Origin of the sequence: Paenibacillus puerhi, from assembly GCF_009846885.1 — a bacterium.
Lineage (GTDB): Bacteria > Bacillota > Bacilli > Paenibacillales > NBRC-103111 > Paenibacillus_G > Paenibacillus_G puerhi.
Genome location: NZ_WUWM01000025.1, coordinates 45,209 through 62,008 on the forward strand (window position 1 = coordinate 45,209; position 16,800 = coordinate 62,008).

Sequence of the window (16,800 nt, forward strand, 5' to 3'; positions counted from 1 at the left end):
TAACAGTTCCTATAATCACACACTCCCCACGCCGAAAGCCCTGCAGCAGCTGCAGGGCTTTCTTTTGCGAATCACCGGATCAGCTAACCGCCGTAGCCTTCTTCAACCGATTCGCCTTAATCACGGGGTACCTAACTCTCCCCTAAAGGCTTTGCTTAGAAGGGATTGCTCGATACGCTCTATATCGATTGCAGTCAATGCGGCATGCTCCTCATCCACTTTTTTAAGCAGCACATCCAGAATAGCCACAATCTCCTGCTGCTCCTCCGGAGGCGGAACATGAACGATCGTTTCCCGAATCGTTTCCATAGACAAGCTTTGCTGCGCTGTCGCCTTCATTTTTTCTTTCAGATAACGCTGTCCGACGGGAGATTGCAGAAAATAACACAAGTAAGCTGGCGACATGCCGTGCACGGTGATTTTCGCCACATTAGGCGCCAGGTGCCATCTCCTGCCAGAAGGCGCCAAACAAACATCCCCTGTGCCCGCTCCGATAAAGGTCATGAGCAATTCATGGCCATGAAGCTGAGATCTTTCCAGTAAATCCGAGGTTTGCTTGGAGATGTACTTGATATTCTTCTCGACAAACCGCCCCATGCGAATATTTTGCGCCCTTACAACGGGCACCTCGCCTGTATCCTCCAGCTGAATATATTTCGTATACTCAAAACCGGCCAGCTTGGTAACATGAGCTAAAAAATCTACATTCGAGATCGCCCACTCTTTAGGCAGCGTATCTAAAATAGACGAGTATTCCTCAAGCTCGGGCAGCTCACGCTTATATAGCTCCTTAGGCTTCCTCTCCCGCTTCTCTTTGGCTTCCTGGCATTGCCTCTCGTACATTTCGCTGCGCGTGTTTTTTAGCTGCTGCAGCCATTCTGTGCCAGTCCCCGCCTGGAGATGGTCTTCCCTCCACTTCTTCGTCAGCTCTCCGCGAAAAGCCTTGTCCAAAATCGCCGCTCGCCGAAGTCCATGGGCAGCTTGGGCTTCTTCCACCAATTGCTTAGCCTGATCGATTTTACCTAATAGCCCTTCGACTTTGGCCGCAATACGTCTTTGCTCGTCTAACGGAGGAAGCGGAAACTCCATCATCTCAAAGCTGCTCTTCCGAATGGATGGAACTGTCGTAGCCTGGGCCAGAGGATAGAAATCGGTTTTTACCGACCACAGGTACAGAAAGTCATTATCAAGCAGCGTCTCGATGCTGTGGAACCCCATCAGGTTATTATCGATACAACTATCTTTAGGAATATAAGCCCGTCGATTCAGCTTGATCGCTTCGCCAATTTTTGCGAACACGATCGTCCCCTTGGGAACGATTCCCGCTTTTATTTTTTGCCTCACGGCTTCATCGATCGTATCGGGCGGCTCCAGCAGATATCTATAGTCATCTACATGCTTTAAACTCCCCACCTTGAAGAAAGGAATCGGATGGCCTTGCTGCTCCTGATATTCTTTCGGAAAGCCGGACCCGCTGTAAAAGCGAACCACACCTTTTAACCTTACCCAAACCCAGTTCTCCGGCAGCGGATAGGGCTGCTCCTCTTCCGGTATCAAAGCGTCCTGCAGCCGTTCATTAACCGACTTCCCGCTCCTCTTACTCATCGCGCCACACCTCGGACCCCTCTGCCGCCTTCAGCTCCGCGACAACCTCGCCCAGCAGGACTAAAGCCTCCTCCAGCTTAGCCATCGCCTCCTCGGCCAAGTCGACCGGATCAGGAAGATGGCCGTAGGCGGACAGCGACTCATCCTCGATCAGGCCGATATCCAGACTGTCATCCTTTCTGCGGATATCCTCTCGGCTGAACACCTGGAACCGTTCATCCTGGACCTTCGACCGGTCCTCGGCCGCATAAGCGGCGGCGAAGGCGGCGAAGTGAGCCTCTGTCAGCGGGGTTCTCTTCCCGAAGCTGGGCATATTGGTCCGAAGGTCATAGACCCACACGTCCTTCGTGCTGTCCTTGTCCGTCTTCTCGCGGGTGAAGAACAGCACATTCGTCTTCACGCCCTGCGCGTAGAAGATCCCTGTCGGCAGCCGCAGGATCGTATGCAGGCTGCACTTATCCATCAAGTCGGCGCGTATCCGGGCGCCCACGCCGCTCTCGAACAGCACATTGTCCGGGAGCACAACCGCTGCGCGCGCCTGCCCATTCGGCTTCAACGCACGGTAAATATGCTGAAGGAAATTCAGCTGCTTGTTCGTCGTCAGGAAGGTCAAGTCATCCCGCGTCGGACGTTCTCCGCCCTGCTTCGTACCGAACGGGGGATTCGTCAGGATCACATCGAAGTTCTTCAGGCTTTCCCCGTCGCTGGAGAGCGTGTCCCCCAGCAGGATCTGTCCATGAATATCATGCAGCATAGCATTCATCATCGCCAGACGATGCGTATCCTTGACCAGCTCCACGCCTGTGAATGCCTCGTTCTTCTGGAATTCCGCTTCCCACTCCCCAAGGTCAAAATAATCATCCGTCTTGCTGCGCACGTGGCGGTCGGCCGCGATCATGAACCCGAACGTCCCGGCTGCGGGGTCATGGCAGCGCTCGCCCGGCTGCGGGTCAACCAGCTTCACGATAACATCGATCAGCGGGCGCGGGGTAAAATATTGCCCGGCTCCCGACTTCGTCTCGCTGGCGTTCTTCTCCAGCAAGCCCTCGTACAGGTCGCCAAGTCCTTCCTCCTTGGCGCTGTACCAGTCGAGCTGGTCGATGGAGAGCATGATCTTCTCCAGATTTTTCGGCTCGCTGATATTGGAGGTCGCATTCATATAGATTTGCTTGATCGTCTCATTGCCGGCACTGCCCAGATCGAGCAACAGCTGCCGGTAATGCTTCTGAAGCTCCGTACCGTGCCGCGAAGACAAGGAGTCCCACCGGTACGCTTCCGGCAGCAGCTTCTCGTTATCGGTTTCCTTCATCATTTTGAGAAACAGCAGATACGTCAGTTCCGTCACATATTGATGATACGTAATGCCGTCATCCCGGAGGACATGACACAAATTCCATAGCTTCTGTACGATCTCCTGATTACCCATTTAGGCATGTTCCCTCTTTCTTGGTGTATATAAGGCCGTATTGATGGTCGTGACGATCGCGTCCATCTCGCCGTCGAAAATCTTGTTGAGCTGCCTGTAGCCGCCCTTGCTCTTGAACGGCTCCACATCGAAAGCCTTCTCCGGGTTCGGGTCCAGCACCGACTCCTGCAGCAGCTGCTTCTCGATCCGCCTCAGCCAATCCTTCTGCACCTTCGACCAGACCTTGCTGTCGTAGATCTTTTTCATCGCCGCTAGGATACGCTCTTCATGGCTGATTAACGGATCGCCAAGCGCTTGCTGCCGGATAAAGCTGATTATATCCGCCGCGACATCCTCATTCTTCGCATCCCGCCATGCCGCTTGCAAGGCCTTCTCCGAATAACCGTGCTGGTCAAGCGCTATACGCAGATTGCGAAGCTCCGCACGGGTCAGGTCGCCGGGACGCGTGCAAATAATCGTCAGCGCCGGGATCAGGTTCAGATTCTGGGCGATGAAGGCATGAAAGCCCTCCAAGTAATCCTCCGGCTTCCGGGCGTCGCCGTAGCCCCGTGTCGTCGAGAGCAGCTTGTCCTCGTGCTCGGAGATATAGATCCGATGCGATCTGCCGCGGTTCTCATCGATGAACCCGATCAGCGATTTCCTGGCCTGCAGGTCGGCTCCGGCTTGTAAGGCGCTCGCCTGGTTCACTTCGGCAATAAACCCTTCTATGCTCACTCCGCCGGACAGCGCTTTAAAGTCCTCGTGATCCTTGGCTGTCCAGGTGCGTTTCTTGCGCTGCAGCTTGGCTAAGATTTCATCCTTATGCGGCCTCGCCTGCTCCTCACTCTGAATCTGGGCGAGCTCGTCCACGAGCACAGACAGCGATACGCCAGGCCTCGTCACGACCGGCTTCATGTCGGTGAACGGCTTCAAGCTCTCGTAGATGCCAACCGCATCATAGATCATGAAGTGATCCTTCCCAATCTCATCGCAGCGTCTGGTCGCTCTCCCCAGCATTTGTTCATACAAGATCCGCGAGCGCACGCGCCGCAGAAACACAAGATTCGTAATACTTGGAATATCTACACCGGTGGTTAGCAGGTCCACCGTCACTACGATATTCGGGAGCCGCTCATTTTTGAACAGCTTGATAGCGTGGAGCGGATCCTTGATCGAGCCGGTAATTTTCATAACCGCATTATCGTCCACGGCGCCGTATACCTTCTCCAGCTCTTCCTTGAATAGACGGACGACCAGATCGGCATGATCATCGGTGGCCGCGAAGATGAGCGTCTTCCCTTCCGACTCCGGGTCGATATGCTTCGTGAGCTCTGCCAATATGACCCGGTTGAAGTTCTCCGTGATGACTGATTTATTGAACTGGGTCACTTCGAGATTGATCTCGTCTTCCAGCACCTCTCTGTCGATCTGTCCGGAAGAGGCATCGTACACGGCGATCTCTTCTCCGATCTGCCAGGTTATGCCGTGCTTCTTCAGCTCCGTTTCGAACTGCATGGGCGGCTCATGGTCGATCAAGTATCCATCGATGACCGCTTCCCGGTACGAATAGTGGAAGACGGGACGTCCGAAGATCTCGACCGTGTGAAGCGCGGGCGTGGCCGTCAACCCGATGCGGACAGCGTCGAAATAATCCAGCACCTTGCGATACTTGCTCACATAATCTTCATGATCGCGGAAGGCGAGCTCCAGCTCCGACATTTCCTTATCCAGGGTATAGCCTCGATGAGCTTCGTCGACGAGAATGCAGTCATATTGATCGACCGACGGGATATCCCCGTCCGCTTCCTGGTAGAACAAGCGCTTCACCATGCCCTGTACGGTAGCGATCTGAACCTTCGTCTCGGGGCTTGGATTCTTGTCATCCAGCGTCTGCAGCTCGAATATCTCCGTGAAAGAATGATAGCTTTCCAGCTTCGAATCCTTGAAGGCCGCCTCCGCCTGACGCCCCAGCGCCGACCGGTCGACGAGGAACAGGATGCGCTTGAACCGGTTATGCTTGATCAGACGGTAGATGAGGCCGATCGCCATCCTGGTCTTCCCCGTTCCCGTCGCCATTGCGAGCAGGATGTTTCTCTCTCCGCTGCCGATCGCTCGCTCGGCGGACTGGATCGCAGCCTCTTGGTAAGGACGAAGCTTGAGATAGTCCAGCGTCTCGTCCTGCAATGCCTGGGAGGCCCGCTCTTGATCCTGCTGCAGCAGATGTTTCAGCCCCTGAGGCGAATACCAGGCTTGAAGGGGACGCAAATGATGGGTCGGCTTGCGCGCATCCAGAAACCATATGCCCGACATCTGCTTTAGCTGCTCCAGATAGGGACGTCCGTTGGTGGAGAACAGAAACGGCACCTGATAATTCCCCCAAGGTCCATGGATAATCTCATCGCCGTGACGAATCACCTGCATCGCGTACTTCTTCGCCTGCGCAATATCCGCCTCGACCTGCCGGCCGATCCGCTTCGCCTCCACGATGCCGACAAGCTCGAGCCCGCAGAAAAGCGCGTAATCCGCGTAGCCGTTCTGAAGTCCCCACTCGGCAATCGCCAGCTGGCGGCCCTTCTCGGGTCGGACGCCGAGTCCAAAGCGAAGCGTCTGGGAATCGGCCTCCCAGCCTGCTTGACGAAGCTTTTCGTCGATGATGAGCCGGGTTTCGGCTTCGCTCAGAGCAAAGGCGCTGCCTGACTGCCTTGATCGTAGGTGACGTTTCTTCTTGGTCTCCGGGCTAATCGTCGTTTGTTGCTCACGCAGCAAAGCAAGCTCCTGCTGGAGCTGCTCCATCTGACGTTCGTACGAACGGGCCAGATGGTCCAACTGCTCCAGCTGCTCCAGTCCCGCGGCGGCTTCCTGCCGAATCTCCACATAGCTTGCCGCTTGGAAATCCCATTCGCCGTACACCTGCATAAACCATACGCCGAGCCGGAAGGCCAGCCGGGTCAGCGCCTGAGCCTCCCCCGTGGAGCCGTACCCCGCTTCGTGCGCAGCCTTATTTCCTGTTTTGCGCAGCGTATGCAGCATATCGACGATCTCTTCAGTGATCAGATCCTCCCGCCGCAGCAGGGACAACCGCTCGACCTGTGTCCATTCCCTGCCCTCATCCAATTCCTCCAACGCGCATATGTATTTAGTTAACGTTTCGCCGAACATGCGAAGCTTGATTAATGAGGTATTCGGGTCCGTATAAAGATTGCGTTCCGCCATTTCTCCTAAGCCCGACAATAGAGTCCAGCGGCTCTCCAGAAATTCGAAATTCCCAGCCATCCCGCGTCTGCACCTCCTGTTTCCTCAGTTAGTCATAAAGTAGGGGATGATGCTATATAATTCGACATGCACGGTCTAAAACCTGCATGCTCGGAGATGAGGAAAGCTCCTAAACCCCGCCATTGCAAGTAAAGCGGCTTGGAGGCACGGGACTTCAAGCGCTTGTGCCTTGACGGGTACGCTCTAATCCCTCTCCCATGACTCTTCACCTATGCATGATAAGAAATCGACAAATAGCGACATAGCGAATAGAATGAGAGAGAAGACAGTCCTAATGAGGAAGGGGAGCGGGATGCTTGAACCTATCTGACGTGTTAAACCCTTTGGGCGCTTATCTGCTTCCCATGCTTTTCTTTTTCTATATGGGTCTTGATGTATGGCTGCGCAATCCGAAAAAATCCGAGCATCGCCTGATCAGCTTGATCTCCGGCGGTTATTTCCTGCTCTTCCTGGAAGAATACATTCGTTATCAGCTGCCTATTTCCTATAGCCCGGGGCTTGCTGCCTTATGGTTTTCGAATGTGGGCGTCGCACTCCCCGGACTTGGCCTTCACTTTGCCGCCAAGTTCGCGGGAATCGACAAGCGCATGCCGAAATGGCTGTATCCGTACTTGTTTTATGTGCCTCTTCTGATCGTGCCGGTCAGCTTCATGAGCGGCCAGCGATTTATTTCCGCTCAGGAGTTTATCGCGATCGGCCTATGGAAATGGCCAGTGTACAACGGGCCCTACTATGCGGCGCTGACTGTCAGCCTTCTGATCAGCTCGCTAACCCTGGCCATCCTGCACCAAGGCCGCGCCCGCGCGCACTCCCGGGAGCACAGAGCCATCTTTTATCTGCTTATGGTCTCCATCATGGTGACCATATGCTGGACTATTGTGTTCGGCTACTTCTCCTTCGAAGGACGATTGCCTCCTTACCCCTATTTATACGGCGGGATCATATGGTGCTTCATGCTCCGCCTGGCGATGAAAAAATATGATTTTCTCAACTTTAATACTCAGAGGTACGAGAAGCTGTTTCATATGAATCCTGCGGCTATCCTGCTGGTAGGAGCCTCGGGCCTGATCAGGGAAGCCAACCCCAGCGCCAGACAGCTGTTTGATCATATCGATCTGGACCGTGCCGGGCTTCGTATTTGGGCCAGCCAGGAGCTGATGGACCGGCTGCAAAATAGACAAGAGCTGAGCGAGCTGGAAACTACGATTCGGAACGGAGATAGGGAAGTGGACGTTCTGATAGACGGGGATTACGTAACCGTAGACAATGAGCCGCAAGTGATTCTGATCATCCGGAATATCACGCTTCAGAAGGAGCACCAGAGACAAATCGCTTTCCTCGCGTACCATGATCCGTTGACCAATCTTCCAAACCGCCGGTATTTCTATGAAAAACTGAACGAAGCCATTCGGGAGGCGGAAGTGATGCAGCATAAGCTTGCCGTCATTCTCATCGATCTGGATGACTTCAAGGAGATGAACGACCGCTACGGACATGAGGCGGGGGACGAGCTATTGCGGCAAACGGCAAGGATTATCCAAGAAACCGTCGGGCCGATGGGGATGGCAGCAAGACTGGGCGGCGACGAGTTCGTCTTGTTTATCCATCCGGTTTCCTCGGCTTCCTCCGTCCGGGAAATTACCAGGCAGCTTGAAGCAAAGCTTTTGCATACCGATTTTCCCTACGCCAACGAATCGCTTTCTCTCGGAATGAGCATAGGAGCGAGTTTGTACCCGGATGACGGGCAGGTCGGAGATGAGCTGCTGAGCCGTGCGGATAAGTCCATGTACCAGATCAAGCGTGCACGGAAGGAGCTGCAGTAGGCAGGGACTGCCTCCTCTTCCTGAAAATACCGGGGCCGCAGCCTATGCGCTGCGGCCCGATTGGGAGTCCGTCCCTCTATACTCAGGCTACGACCCTACTTCCGGCCGTAATCCGCCTTGATCTCGCCCCATGCCTTCGTATCCCACTTGAGTATTTTGTTCGGATACGTGTTCTGGCGCAGCCAGGCCTCCGCCCGGTCCACCAGCTCCCATATTTCCCGCGTCGAGGCATCGCGCGGCAGCGTGGAGGCTGCCGCCTTCTTACGCACCCAGCTGATGGCCGTCATGGAATCGCTGTAGACGGTCATGCTGCTGCCGATCTTCTTGAGATGAGCCAGGCCGTGCACGATGGCGAGGAACTCGCCCATATTGTTGGTCCCCCGCGAAATGGGCGGATGCTGAAATACGATCTCGCCCGTTCGCGTGTACACGCCCTTATACTCGACAATGCCCGGGTTGCCGCTGCAGCCCACGTCGACCGACAGGCTGTCCAGATCGGCTTCGCCGGAGCTGGATGCGCTCTTCGCCGCTGCGCCGCTCCCGCGCGATCCCGTGCCGGTTGCCTTGGCAGCAGCGCCGAACGCCTTCTTCCACCCGGCGACGAACATGCGCCGGGCTTCCTCTTCGGTCTCATACGACTTGAACTTCGCCTGCGGGTATCCGTTTGTCTGCAGCTGACATTCCGCCCATGTCTTGTACACGCCCGGGGAATGTCCTTCCCACACGACATACCATTTCGATTTCGCCACGAATACCCACCTTTCCTTCTATCGGATTGAATAACGGAAAGCAGGCCTTTAGCCGCCAGCTCCTGTTCGTTCCTTGAAAAACTCGATAAAATACGTCCCATACTTGAAAAACTTGGCCTCGCCCACACCCTTGATCTTCAGCATCGCCGCCGGGTTCGTCGGCATCACCCCGCACATCTCGCGCAAGGTGCTGTCGGGAAACACAATGTAAGGAGGGATGCCTTCGCGCTTCGCAATGTCCGAGCGCAGCTTGCGCAGCTCATCGAACAGCTCCGCCTCCACGTCCTTCACAACAGGCGCGGCCGGCTTGTTGCGGATGCGCTGCACGACCCGCTCGCCTCCCGGAACGAGCACTTCCGTTGCACGGGACGTTAGACTGACCGTCGGATACTTGCCCTCGGCCAATTGAAGATAACCCTCGGCGACCAGCAGCTGGATCAAGTCTACGATCTCCTTCTCCGTCCGATGCTTCATCAGACCGTACGTGCTCAGCTCGTCGAAGCCGAAGTCGAGCACCTTCTTGTTCCGCGAGCCCTTCAGCACGGATGCCACCAAGGTCACGCCGAATCGCTCGCGCATGCGGCGCACGCAGGAGAAAATCTGCTGGGCCTCCAGCGTAATGTCGGTCAGCTCCATATCGGGGCTGGCGCAGTTGCTGCACTGCCCGCAGTCCTGCTCCAGCTCGCCGCCGAAGTAACGCACGATATACCGCTGCAGGCATTGCGTCGTATGGCAGTAATCGGCCATCTGCTGCACGCGCCGGTATTCCTGCTGCTGCCGCTCGGGAGCGGCAACGGATTGCTCAATGAGAAACTTCTGGATCAGGATATCCTGCGGGCTGAACAGCAGCAGGCAGTCGCTCGGCTCGCCGTCTCGCCCCGCGCGTCCGGCTTCCTGATAATAGGCCTCCATATTTTTCGGCATGTTATAGTGGATTACGTACCGAACGTTGGATTTATCGATCCCCATCCCGAATGCGTTGCTCGCCACCATGACGCGCACCTCGTCGTACAGGAACTGCTCCTGCGCCTCCGCGCGTTCCTTGTCGGTCATGCCGGCATGATAACGCCCTGCGGACACGCCCTGACGCTTCAGGAATTCACAGACCTGATCGACTTCCTTGCGGGTAGCCGCATACACGATACCGGCCTCTCCCTTATGCTCGCGGATATAGCCTGTCAGGACGTCGCGCTTGTTCTCTCCCTTCACTACCGTGAAGGACAGATTCTCCCGGGCGAAGCCGGTGACGAATACGCCCGGCTCCTCAAGCTGGAGATGGCGTACGATGTCGGCCTGCACCTGATCGGTCGCCGTCGCCGTAAACGCCGCGATCCGGGGACGCTCCCGAAGCTGGGCGATCAGCTCGCTGATCCGCATGTAGCTCGGGCGGAAGTCATGTCCCCACTGGGATACGCAGTGGGCTTCATCGACGGCTACCATCGGTACCGTCAGCTCCGCTAGCAGACCGAGGAAACGCTCCGACTCCAGACGTTCGGGGGCCACGTACAGCAGCTTGTAATCGCCGCGGGCTGCCTTGCGGATGCGCGTCTCCACCTGCGAGTAGGAGAGCGAGCTATTGATATAGGTGGCAGGCACGCCGATGCTGTCCAGTCCGTCCACCTGATCCTTCATCAACGAAATCAGAGGGGAGATGACGATCGTCGTCCCCCTCATCATCAGTGCAGGGATCTGGTAGCAGACGGACTTGCCCCCGCCCGTCGGCATGATCCCCAGCGTATCCCTTCCTTCTAGGACGCTTGCGATAACCGGCTTCTGTCCTTCGCGAAAATCCGTATACCCGTAATATTTCCTCAGCAGCTCACGCGCGTCCTCCATAAGCAAGGGACCCTGCTGGATATCCGCCGGATCTTCCGGCGGAGCTTCAAAAATGCCATTCCAGTCCATGAACGTTACCGCTCCTCCTTTCGCTGTCCCGCAAGCCTCGAAACGAAAGGCTCCCCATCCCAGTGTACATCCGTCGCTGCACGGCGCGCCTTCACTTCCGGCTCTTCAAGCAGCAGAAAAAAATTGGCCGTCGGCAGCTCGCCAAGCCCGTGCTTAGCCGACAGCTTATCCAGAAAAGGCCGCATCGATTCCGCCTGGCCCGACAAATTACCGCCGCCGGAAGCGAAGGCGTACAAGGCGCTCGCCACCGGCACCCGCTTCACCCGGAAGCGCTCCGATGCCCGCAGGAAAAAGTCCCAATCCCAGTAATGATATACGCCGGTATCAAACGGTCCGAGCGTCTCATGCAGCTCCCTGCGGTACAAACACCCGGAAGCAACGAAGGTGGAGAAGCGCCGCATCGCCGCCAGATCATGCTCGTAAGCAAAGACGAATCGGCCGGTCGGACGCCGCACCCCGTTTTCTTCGACAAAATCAAATATTTCCACATCGGAATACACAAGATCGCTGTCGCCCAGCTCGTTCACCATCCGCTCCACATGCAGCGGCAGCAATAAATCATCATCATCGCAAAGCATGATATACTCGCCGCTGACCGCCGACAACCCGAAATTCCGCGCTTCTACATGCTTTCCGTTGCTCTCCATATTCAAGACCTGCGTATCAAGCTCGGGATATAAGGCTGCGACATGCTCCACCGGTACTCCCGCATCATTCACAATAATAACCTGCAGACGCGCATACGTCTGCCTGCTGAGCGATTCCAATAATTCCCCCAGCGCTTCCGGCCGATTATACGTCGGCACGATGACCGATACGAGCGGCTGCTGCTCCATCCGATTCCCCTCGCCTTTCTGACAACCTCTATCTCAACTATACCTAAAAACAAACAAAAGGAAAACCTTCGCCACCGGCACAAGGTCATTGAAACTTGTCATTAAGTTAAGGTTACTTTACTATAAGTGGTAGATTCCGGACACATCATGGATAGCCTAAGGAGTAGGCTTATGCTGCGTACAAGGGTCAAGGAGCTGCGCGCACGTTATGACTCTGGTCTGCCGTCTGCCGATTCGCCTTCAGTGGAAACTTAAGCCGCTAGAGCCTTCGCTCCCTGGCCATCAACTGCGCTATACCCGCCAAGGTATGAGAAAGGAGGCATGACGATGCTATTCGCACAGCCGGAATGGGGAACATTCTGGCAATATATCTTGCTTTTTTTGCTGGCAGCCGCACCTTGGCTCGAAGTCTTTCTGGTCGTGCCCCTTGGTATCGCTTGGGGACTTCAGCCCGTGGCCGTAGCCATCACCGGCTTTGCCGGCAATTGGCTTCCCGTTCTGCTGATCGCTCTATTCTTTCGTCAATTTAACGCCTGGAGAGCCAGACGTAAAGCTCGCAAGGAAGGTCGGAATCCGGACGATCCCGCTTGGGAGGCATCCGCAGAGGGAGTAGCTGGCGAGTCGAAGAAGCAGCGCCGGGCACGCGGAATCTGGGAGCGCTATGGCATCCCGGGACTCGCGCTTGTGGCGCCGGCGATCGTAGGCACCGATATTGCCACGCTGCTCGCTCTTTCTTTCGGCTCCCCGCCTCGTTGGGTCGTGCTTTGGATGACGCTCAGTCTCGTCGTCTGGACCATCGCCCTTACGGTCGGAACAGTGTACGGTCTGGACTTTGTCGGCTGGTTTCAACTCAAGGACAGCCGAGCCTAATCCAGCCAGCACGGGCGCAGGTGCCCCGAAGGGCCCCTATGCAGGGACACGGCCAGTCAAGCCGCGGTCCCTTTTTTATTTCGTGATTACAGGAGCTGCGTTCCTTCGACAGCATTTCTTTTATCCGACATATGGAGCACCAGCCTTATCAGTGCTATGATAGAAAGGAATGCAAAGTAAGTGAACTTATGTCATCTATCCTAAAGCCAGGGCTTACACCCGAAACCGTTCTATTCCCTGAATAGGAAGACGGCAAGGCGTTTTTTGAATACATGGATCTTTCCCTGATCTCATACGAATCCAAGGAGGTTTCCAGCATGGCTCCCAGAAAAAAGACCCCATCCGCCAACCCGGATATATCCGTCGACACGATAGCGGATGCCGTTCCGCCATCCCTTCCAGATGTAGAGGAAAACACCGAACGCAAGGCCCCTTCTCGCCGTCGTTCCACATCGAAGCTGAGCTCCAGCGAAAGTGAAGCGAAGGCTGCGAAGCCCGCACGAACCAGCCCAGCGCCGAGAAAGCGTACCGGCGGACGCCGATCTGCCGCACCGGTTGCAGACTCAGCCGCTACGGAGACTGCCGGCGTTGTTCCGGCACCGGCGGATACGGCACTGCCGGCTCCGGAACATGGAGCGGAGCCTGATGCCGGTCCGGCTGCGGACCGTTCGCCGGATGCAGCCGCCCATAATGAGACGGCTGCCGAGGCCGTAATCGTGCCGGAGGCAGGGGACATCCCCGCTGTGAAGGCCGAAGATGCCAATGCCCCAGCCGAGGCAAGCACCGAAGAAGTAGCCGTGCAGGGCACGGACACCGCAGCCGGGAACGAAGCCGAGCCGTGGCCGATAGCAGCGGCTACGGTGCCGGAAAGCTTGGAGGCTGAGGCTCAGGAAGCGGATCAACCGGACGCCGGCCCCGACGCCTCTGTCCCAGCCGAGGAATCCAGCGCTGCCAGGAAGCCGGCCGGCCAGCGCAGTCGATCGACGCGGCGCCAATCGGCCGGAGCGGCCGACTCGCCGGCACAGGCCAAGCCTGAAGCCCCGCGCAAACGTTCAGCCGGCCGCAAGGCCGTAGGCCGGACTGCCAAGGAAAGCGCGGCTGCCCTGGAGACGCCGGAGGCGCCCGCTTCCGCAGCCGCCCTTCCGGCTGAAGGGACCGCAGCCGGGGAGCATCGGGCGGCGAAGCCCTCCGTTCGCCGCAAACGCAAAACCGCAAGCCCGCTGCCACCCGCTGCCACCGGGGAATTGGCGGCTGGACCCGAAGCCATCGAAGCTCACGAGGCTGTCGAGATCGCCGCAGCAGCGGCGGAGTCGGCAAGCTCTGCCTACATCGCCGAGTCGGTGTCTGCCGCGGAGGCTGCAGGCGGACTGCAGGGGGTACTGGACCGCCAGCTTAAGAAAAAGGATCGCAAGCAGACGCATGAGAAAGACGGCGTCTACATCCGCAAAGACCTGAAAGAACGCTTGGATCAAGCGGCCGAGCATCGAAGCAAAGGCTTCAAGACGCTCCTCCTCAATTACGGCCTGGAGAAGGCGCTCGACGAGCTGGAGCAAGCAGAAGCCTTGAACCGCATAAAAGAATAGCAGCCGCCCGCCCTCGGGCACTCGAAGAACCGTCCGGAGAAAAACTGAACTGCACCTCCGACTGTTAGATAATGTCTAACCATTGGGGTGCAGTTCAAATTTCCGGACGGTTCTTTTATAGCCTGCAGTCTAGATCGGCAGCAGCGCTACCGATTCGCGTGTTTTCAATCCTTCGATCATACGGAACCACGACTCGGGCTTTTCACTCAGCACGGCATAGTACGTCTCCAGAAAGCGGGCCACTAGCCCGGCGTCTACCGTCTTGGCCCCAGCGTCGTCCAATGGCATATAGCAAAAATCCAGACCATGCACGGCCTCTCCGTCGATTTGCCAGGAAGGGTGTACGTAATCCAGGTCCAGCTTCAGATAACCCAGATGTGCCAGCACTTCCCGGCGAACTACAGCGTTCATCGCTTTGACGCCGCCGAAGGCTAAGCCTTCCGACAGCTCGGGATTATAGATCTCGGCAAACATCCCGTTCAGCTTCCCGCCTGCTTCCGACGCCACCTGACGGAGGTCGGCCATACGGTTGCCCGCGAGAAAGGGCCCGATACCCTTGCCGTCCTGGCCAATGATCGTGAAATCGGTCATCGCAATCTCCAGATCGGGATAATACCGGTATTCCGTCGCGCCCACGACCTTGCCCTGTTCTACGGCTACGAAGACACGGATGCCCGGATCTTGGAGCGGCTCAGCCCATAACTCGTAGGCCAGTACCTCTTCAACTGGAAATACGTTCTGCATCAGCGCATGCATTTGCGCAAAGTATGGATCTGTAATAGCTGTGATCCGATGATAATCCATGGACTTCCCGCCTCCTTTTTTCCCTACAGCTTACCGTTTCTACGAAAAGGAGTCAACGGTGCCGAATCCCCCCGCCTGGGCTTGTAATATATCAACATGATTTGTTACACAATTGACATCTAATTTTCATCTCTCTTTAAGATTGCTCGCCTATAATAGAACTCGACCCCCTTTTAATAAATATATATCTTAAGGCCCGCTGCCGGTGTGCAGCGGGCCTCTTTCTTTGAACGAATCCAAGCTGCTAAGCTTCCGAAGCCTCAGCCATTCCCTTGGTCAACAAACGCCTCCCCCAGCCGGTGCGGTAGAATACCCGCTCCGCCAGATTAAACAGCGTGCCGCTGATCCAATACAAGCCGAGGGCGACCGGGGCGCGCCAGGTAACAAAGACGGGAATCAGCATGATTAGGATGCCCATAAGCACTTTCATCCCTGCGGGCATAGGCGGTGCGCCTGGAACCTCTGTCAGCGGAATAAGGCTGACAACAAAGCTCAGCAGACCCGTAATCACCGGCACAAGATGCAACGGGTCAATGGCGGCCAAATGCGGGACCCACGGGACCAGCATAGACGACATCGTGCTTCCATGCGTCATGAACAGACCATACATGGCGCTGAGCACGGGCAGCTGCAGCAGCATGCCGACGAAGGGAGCCATCGGGCGATACCCGTGCTGCCGGTACAGCTCGGACGTCTCCTTCAGCAGCACAGCCGGATCTTGTCCGTATGCCTCTCGCAGCTCTTTCATACGGGGATTCATGGCGGCCGAGCGTACTTGCTGCCGGGCTGCGGTCAGATTAAACCGATACAGAACCAGCTTGACTAGCAGCGTAAGCGCGACAATCGCAAAACCCCAATCATGCAAGGCAGCCTTCAGCATGGACAGCACTTGCGCAAGCAGGGAAATGATAGGCTGGAACCAGGTATACATATCAACCTCTCTCCTTTTCGTACGTCACCCGTCTTGGATGACGGTTCGCGGCTCAGTGACGGCGAGTGAAGAAAGGTAGAGCAGGTTCATCCGTATTTTCGGAGGTTCGAGGCGGGCGCTTGCGCCGGATCGAGCGATGCGCCTGCATTCTATGCATGAATGCATGAGCTTTCAGTACTATCCTGCAGCTTGCGACTCGGCCCCGAACCGCGTACACCCTGCCAAGACCTGCAGATTCCAGCCAAGGAACCGCAGCCCATACGGTAAACCCGAGCATCAGCAGAAGCAGCGGCACATCAATGGACCATTCCACCGGCATCGGCATCCCCCTCTCTCAAAAGGTGCATACTATCCATACGGATGATCCAGCCCTAGGTTTCTATGCTGAGGCAGAACCGATATGGTAGGATCCGCTTGACCTGAAGACAGAACAGCCTTAATCTGTACCTAATTCATAATCGGGAGGGACAAGGCCGATGAGCGAGGAGTCCTTTGAGGTACGTCCGGCTCCGCTTCCCCGTGAGGTATTCGAGGATCGGGACGCGTTGGATTCCCATGAACGCGAGAAGCAAAGCTGGGTGGAAGATGCTTACCAGGAGTTTGTGAAGAAAGGAGGCCTGCAGCAGCTCCCCGGCCTCGGCAAACCGCTTCAAGTGCCTACAGGGGATATTCTGGACACCGTGCTGCGCAATGCCAACGTGAAGCCGCCCTGGATCATGCTTCGTACGGAGATTGGTTCCTTGATGGCAAGCGCGCTGGAGCTGATGGACAAGTCAAGCGAGCATCCCGAGCTGGATGCCACGTTCGCCGATATCAACAAGCATATTATAGAACTTAATGCTCTGGCCCCCAGCCGCTCCCTTCACCGCCATCTGGTCAGCCGGGACAATATCCGGGAGCAATATGAGCGTTGGTATGCCAAATAACGCATGCAGCATCCTTTACAACAAAGCCCTTCGAGCTGCCCTCTTCACGTTGTCGTGACAGATGGGCAGCCCGAAGGGCATTCTTCCTAT

The 16,800-nt window shown here is 56.4% G+C and carries 13 protein-coding genes; 4 read left to right on the plus strand and 9 right to left on the minus strand.

The genetic code is table 11. The features are described 5' to 3' along the window. Window positions 1-120: 120 nt before the first annotated feature. From GSF01_RS20870 to hsdR, 3 genes are read right to left on the minus strand one after another with little or no spacing between them, the layout of a single operon-like run. On the minus strand, window positions 121-1,605 hold the full coding sequence (locus GSF01_RS20870; protein WP_159887240.1) for a restriction endonuclease subunit S: 1,485 nt from the start codon (window positions 1,603-1,605) through the stop codon (window positions 121-123). Further along, window positions 1,598-3,031 (minus strand): class I SAM-dependent DNA methyltransferase, encoded by a 1,434-nt coding sequence (locus GSF01_RS20875; RefSeq protein ID WP_159887241.1) that lies wholly within the window; start codon window positions 3,029-3,031, stop codon window positions 1,598-1,600. Before GSF01_RS20875 ends, GSF01_RS20870 begins: the two co-directional genes overlap by 8 nt. Then, window positions 3,032-6,283, minus strand: a complete 3,252-nt coding sequence (hsdR, locus tag GSF01_RS20880; RefSeq protein WP_159887242.1) for a type I restriction-modification system endonuclease — start codon at window positions 6,281-6,283, stop codon at window positions 3,032-3,034. It abuts the gene before it with no gap. A 296-nt stretch (window positions 6,284-6,579) separates the two neighbouring features. On the opposite strand from hsdR, the gene GSF01_RS20885 reads away from it, so the two are divergent. After that, window positions 6,580-8,106 (plus strand): sensor domain-containing diguanylate cyclase, encoded by a 1,527-nt coding sequence (locus GSF01_RS20885; RefSeq protein WP_159887243.1) that lies wholly within the window; start codon window positions 6,580-6,582, stop codon window positions 8,104-8,106. 95 nt (window positions 8,107-8,201) lie between these two features. Here the strand turns inward: GSF01_RS20885 and rnhA are convergent, their stop codons facing one another. The 3 genes from rnhA to GSF01_RS20900 all read right to left on the minus strand — a co-directional run bounded on the left by rnhA (window position 8,202) and on the right by GSF01_RS20900 (window position 11,596). After that, on the minus strand, window positions 8,202-8,855 hold the full coding sequence (gene rnhA, locus GSF01_RS20890; protein WP_159887244.1) for a ribonuclease H: 654 nt from the start codon (window positions 8,853-8,855) through the stop codon (window positions 8,202-8,204). A 48-nt stretch (window positions 8,856-8,903) separates the two neighbouring features. Continuing rightward, a complete protein-coding gene (gene recQ / locus GSF01_RS20895) occupies window positions 8,904-10,691 on the minus strand; it encodes a DNA helicase RecQ (RefSeq protein WP_159887295.1) in 1,788 nt (595 codons plus the stop codon). Window positions 10,692-10,765: 74 nt separating this feature from the next. Continuing rightward, on the minus strand, window positions 10,766-11,596 hold the full coding sequence (locus GSF01_RS20900; RefSeq protein WP_159887245.1) for a glycosyltransferase family 2 protein: 831 nt from the start codon (window positions 11,594-11,596) through the stop codon (window positions 10,766-10,768). Window positions 11,597-11,923: 327 nt separating this feature from the next. Here GSF01_RS20900 and GSF01_RS20905 point away from each other — a divergent pair, with 327 nt between their 5' ends. After that, the gene (locus tag GSF01_RS20905) at window positions 11,924-12,466 is read left to right on the plus strand and encodes a small multi-drug export protein (RefSeq protein WP_159887246.1); all 543 of its coding nucleotides are present in this window, start codon (window positions 11,924-11,926) and stop codon (window positions 12,464-12,466) included. Window positions 12,467-12,783: 317 nt separating this feature from the next. Further along, on the plus strand, window positions 12,784-14,049 hold the full coding sequence (locus GSF01_RS20910; RefSeq protein WP_159887247.1) for a hypothetical protein: 1,266 nt from the start codon (window positions 12,784-12,786) through the stop codon (window positions 14,047-14,049). 129 nt (window positions 14,050-14,178) lie between these two features. Here GSF01_RS20910 and GSF01_RS20915 read toward each other — a convergent pair whose 3' ends face one another. From GSF01_RS20915 to GSF01_RS20925, 3 genes are all read right to left on the minus strand, one after another. Beyond that, window positions 14,179-14,853 (minus strand): GNAT family N-acetyltransferase, encoded by a 675-nt coding sequence (locus GSF01_RS20915; RefSeq protein ID WP_159887248.1) that lies wholly within the window; start codon window positions 14,851-14,853, stop codon window positions 14,179-14,181. Between the two features lie 244 nt (window positions 14,854-15,097). After that, complete coding sequence (locus tag GSF01_RS20920; protein ID WP_159887249.1) at window positions 15,098-15,784, minus strand: YidC/Oxa1 family membrane protein insertase; 687 nt, start codon at window positions 15,782-15,784, stop codon at window positions 15,098-15,100. Window positions 15,785-15,836: 52 nt separating this feature from the next. Continuing rightward, window positions 15,837-16,103, minus strand: a complete 267-nt coding sequence (locus GSF01_RS20925; protein ID WP_159887250.1) for a hypothetical protein — start codon at window positions 16,101-16,103, stop codon at window positions 15,837-15,839. A gap of 157 nt (window positions 16,104-16,260) precedes the next feature. On the opposite strand from GSF01_RS20925, the gene GSF01_RS20930 reads away from it, so the two are divergent. Next, window positions 16,261-16,710: a DnaJ family domain-containing protein gene (locus GSF01_RS20930; protein ID WP_159887251.1), complete on the plus strand. Its 450-nt coding sequence runs from the start codon at window positions 16,261-16,263 to the stop codon at window positions 16,708-16,710. Window positions 16,711-16,800: the final 90 nt, after the last annotated feature.

Bases quoted from the DNA above. Each gene is read 5' to 3' on its own strand.
- GSF01_RS20870 (WP_159887240.1), bottom strand. From the start codon at position 1,605: ATGAGTAAGAGGAGCGGGAAGTCGGTTAATGAACGGCTGCAGGACGCT.
- GSF01_RS20875 (WP_159887241.1), bottom strand. From the start codon at position 3,031: ATGGGTAATCAGGAGATCGTACAGAAGCTATGGAATTTGTGTCATGTC.
- hsdR (WP_159887242.1), bottom strand. From the start codon at position 6,283: ATGGCTGGGAATTTCGAATTTCTGGAGAGCCGCTGGACTCTATTGTCG.
- recQ (WP_159887295.1), bottom strand. From the start codon at position 10,691: ATGGAGGACGCGCGTGAGCTGCTGAGGAAATATTACGGGTATACGGAT.
- GSF01_RS20900 (WP_159887245.1), bottom strand. From the start codon at position 11,596: ATGGAGCAGCAGCCGCTCGTATCGGTCATCGTGCCGACGTATAATCGG.
- GSF01_RS20905 (WP_159887246.1), top strand. From the start codon at position 11,924: ATGCTATTCGCACAGCCGGAATGGGGAACATTCTGGCAATATATCTTG.
- GSF01_RS20910 (WP_159887247.1), top strand. From the start codon at position 12,784: ATGGCTCCCAGAAAAAAGACCCCATCCGCCAACCCGGATATATCCGTC.
- GSF01_RS20915 (WP_159887248.1), bottom strand. From the start codon at position 14,853: ATGGATTATCATCGGATCACAGCTATTACAGATCCATACTTTGCGCAA.
- GSF01_RS20920 (WP_159887249.1), bottom strand. From the start codon at position 15,784: ATGTATACCTGGTTCCAGCCTATCATTTCCCTGCTTGCGCAAGTGCTG.
- GSF01_RS20925 (WP_159887250.1), bottom strand. From the start codon at position 16,103: ATGCCGGTGGAATGGTCCATTGATGTGCCGCTGCTTCTGCTGATGCTC.
- GSF01_RS20930 (WP_159887251.1), top strand. From the start codon at position 16,261: ATGAGCGAGGAGTCCTTTGAGGTACGTCCGGCTCCGCTTCCCCGTGAG.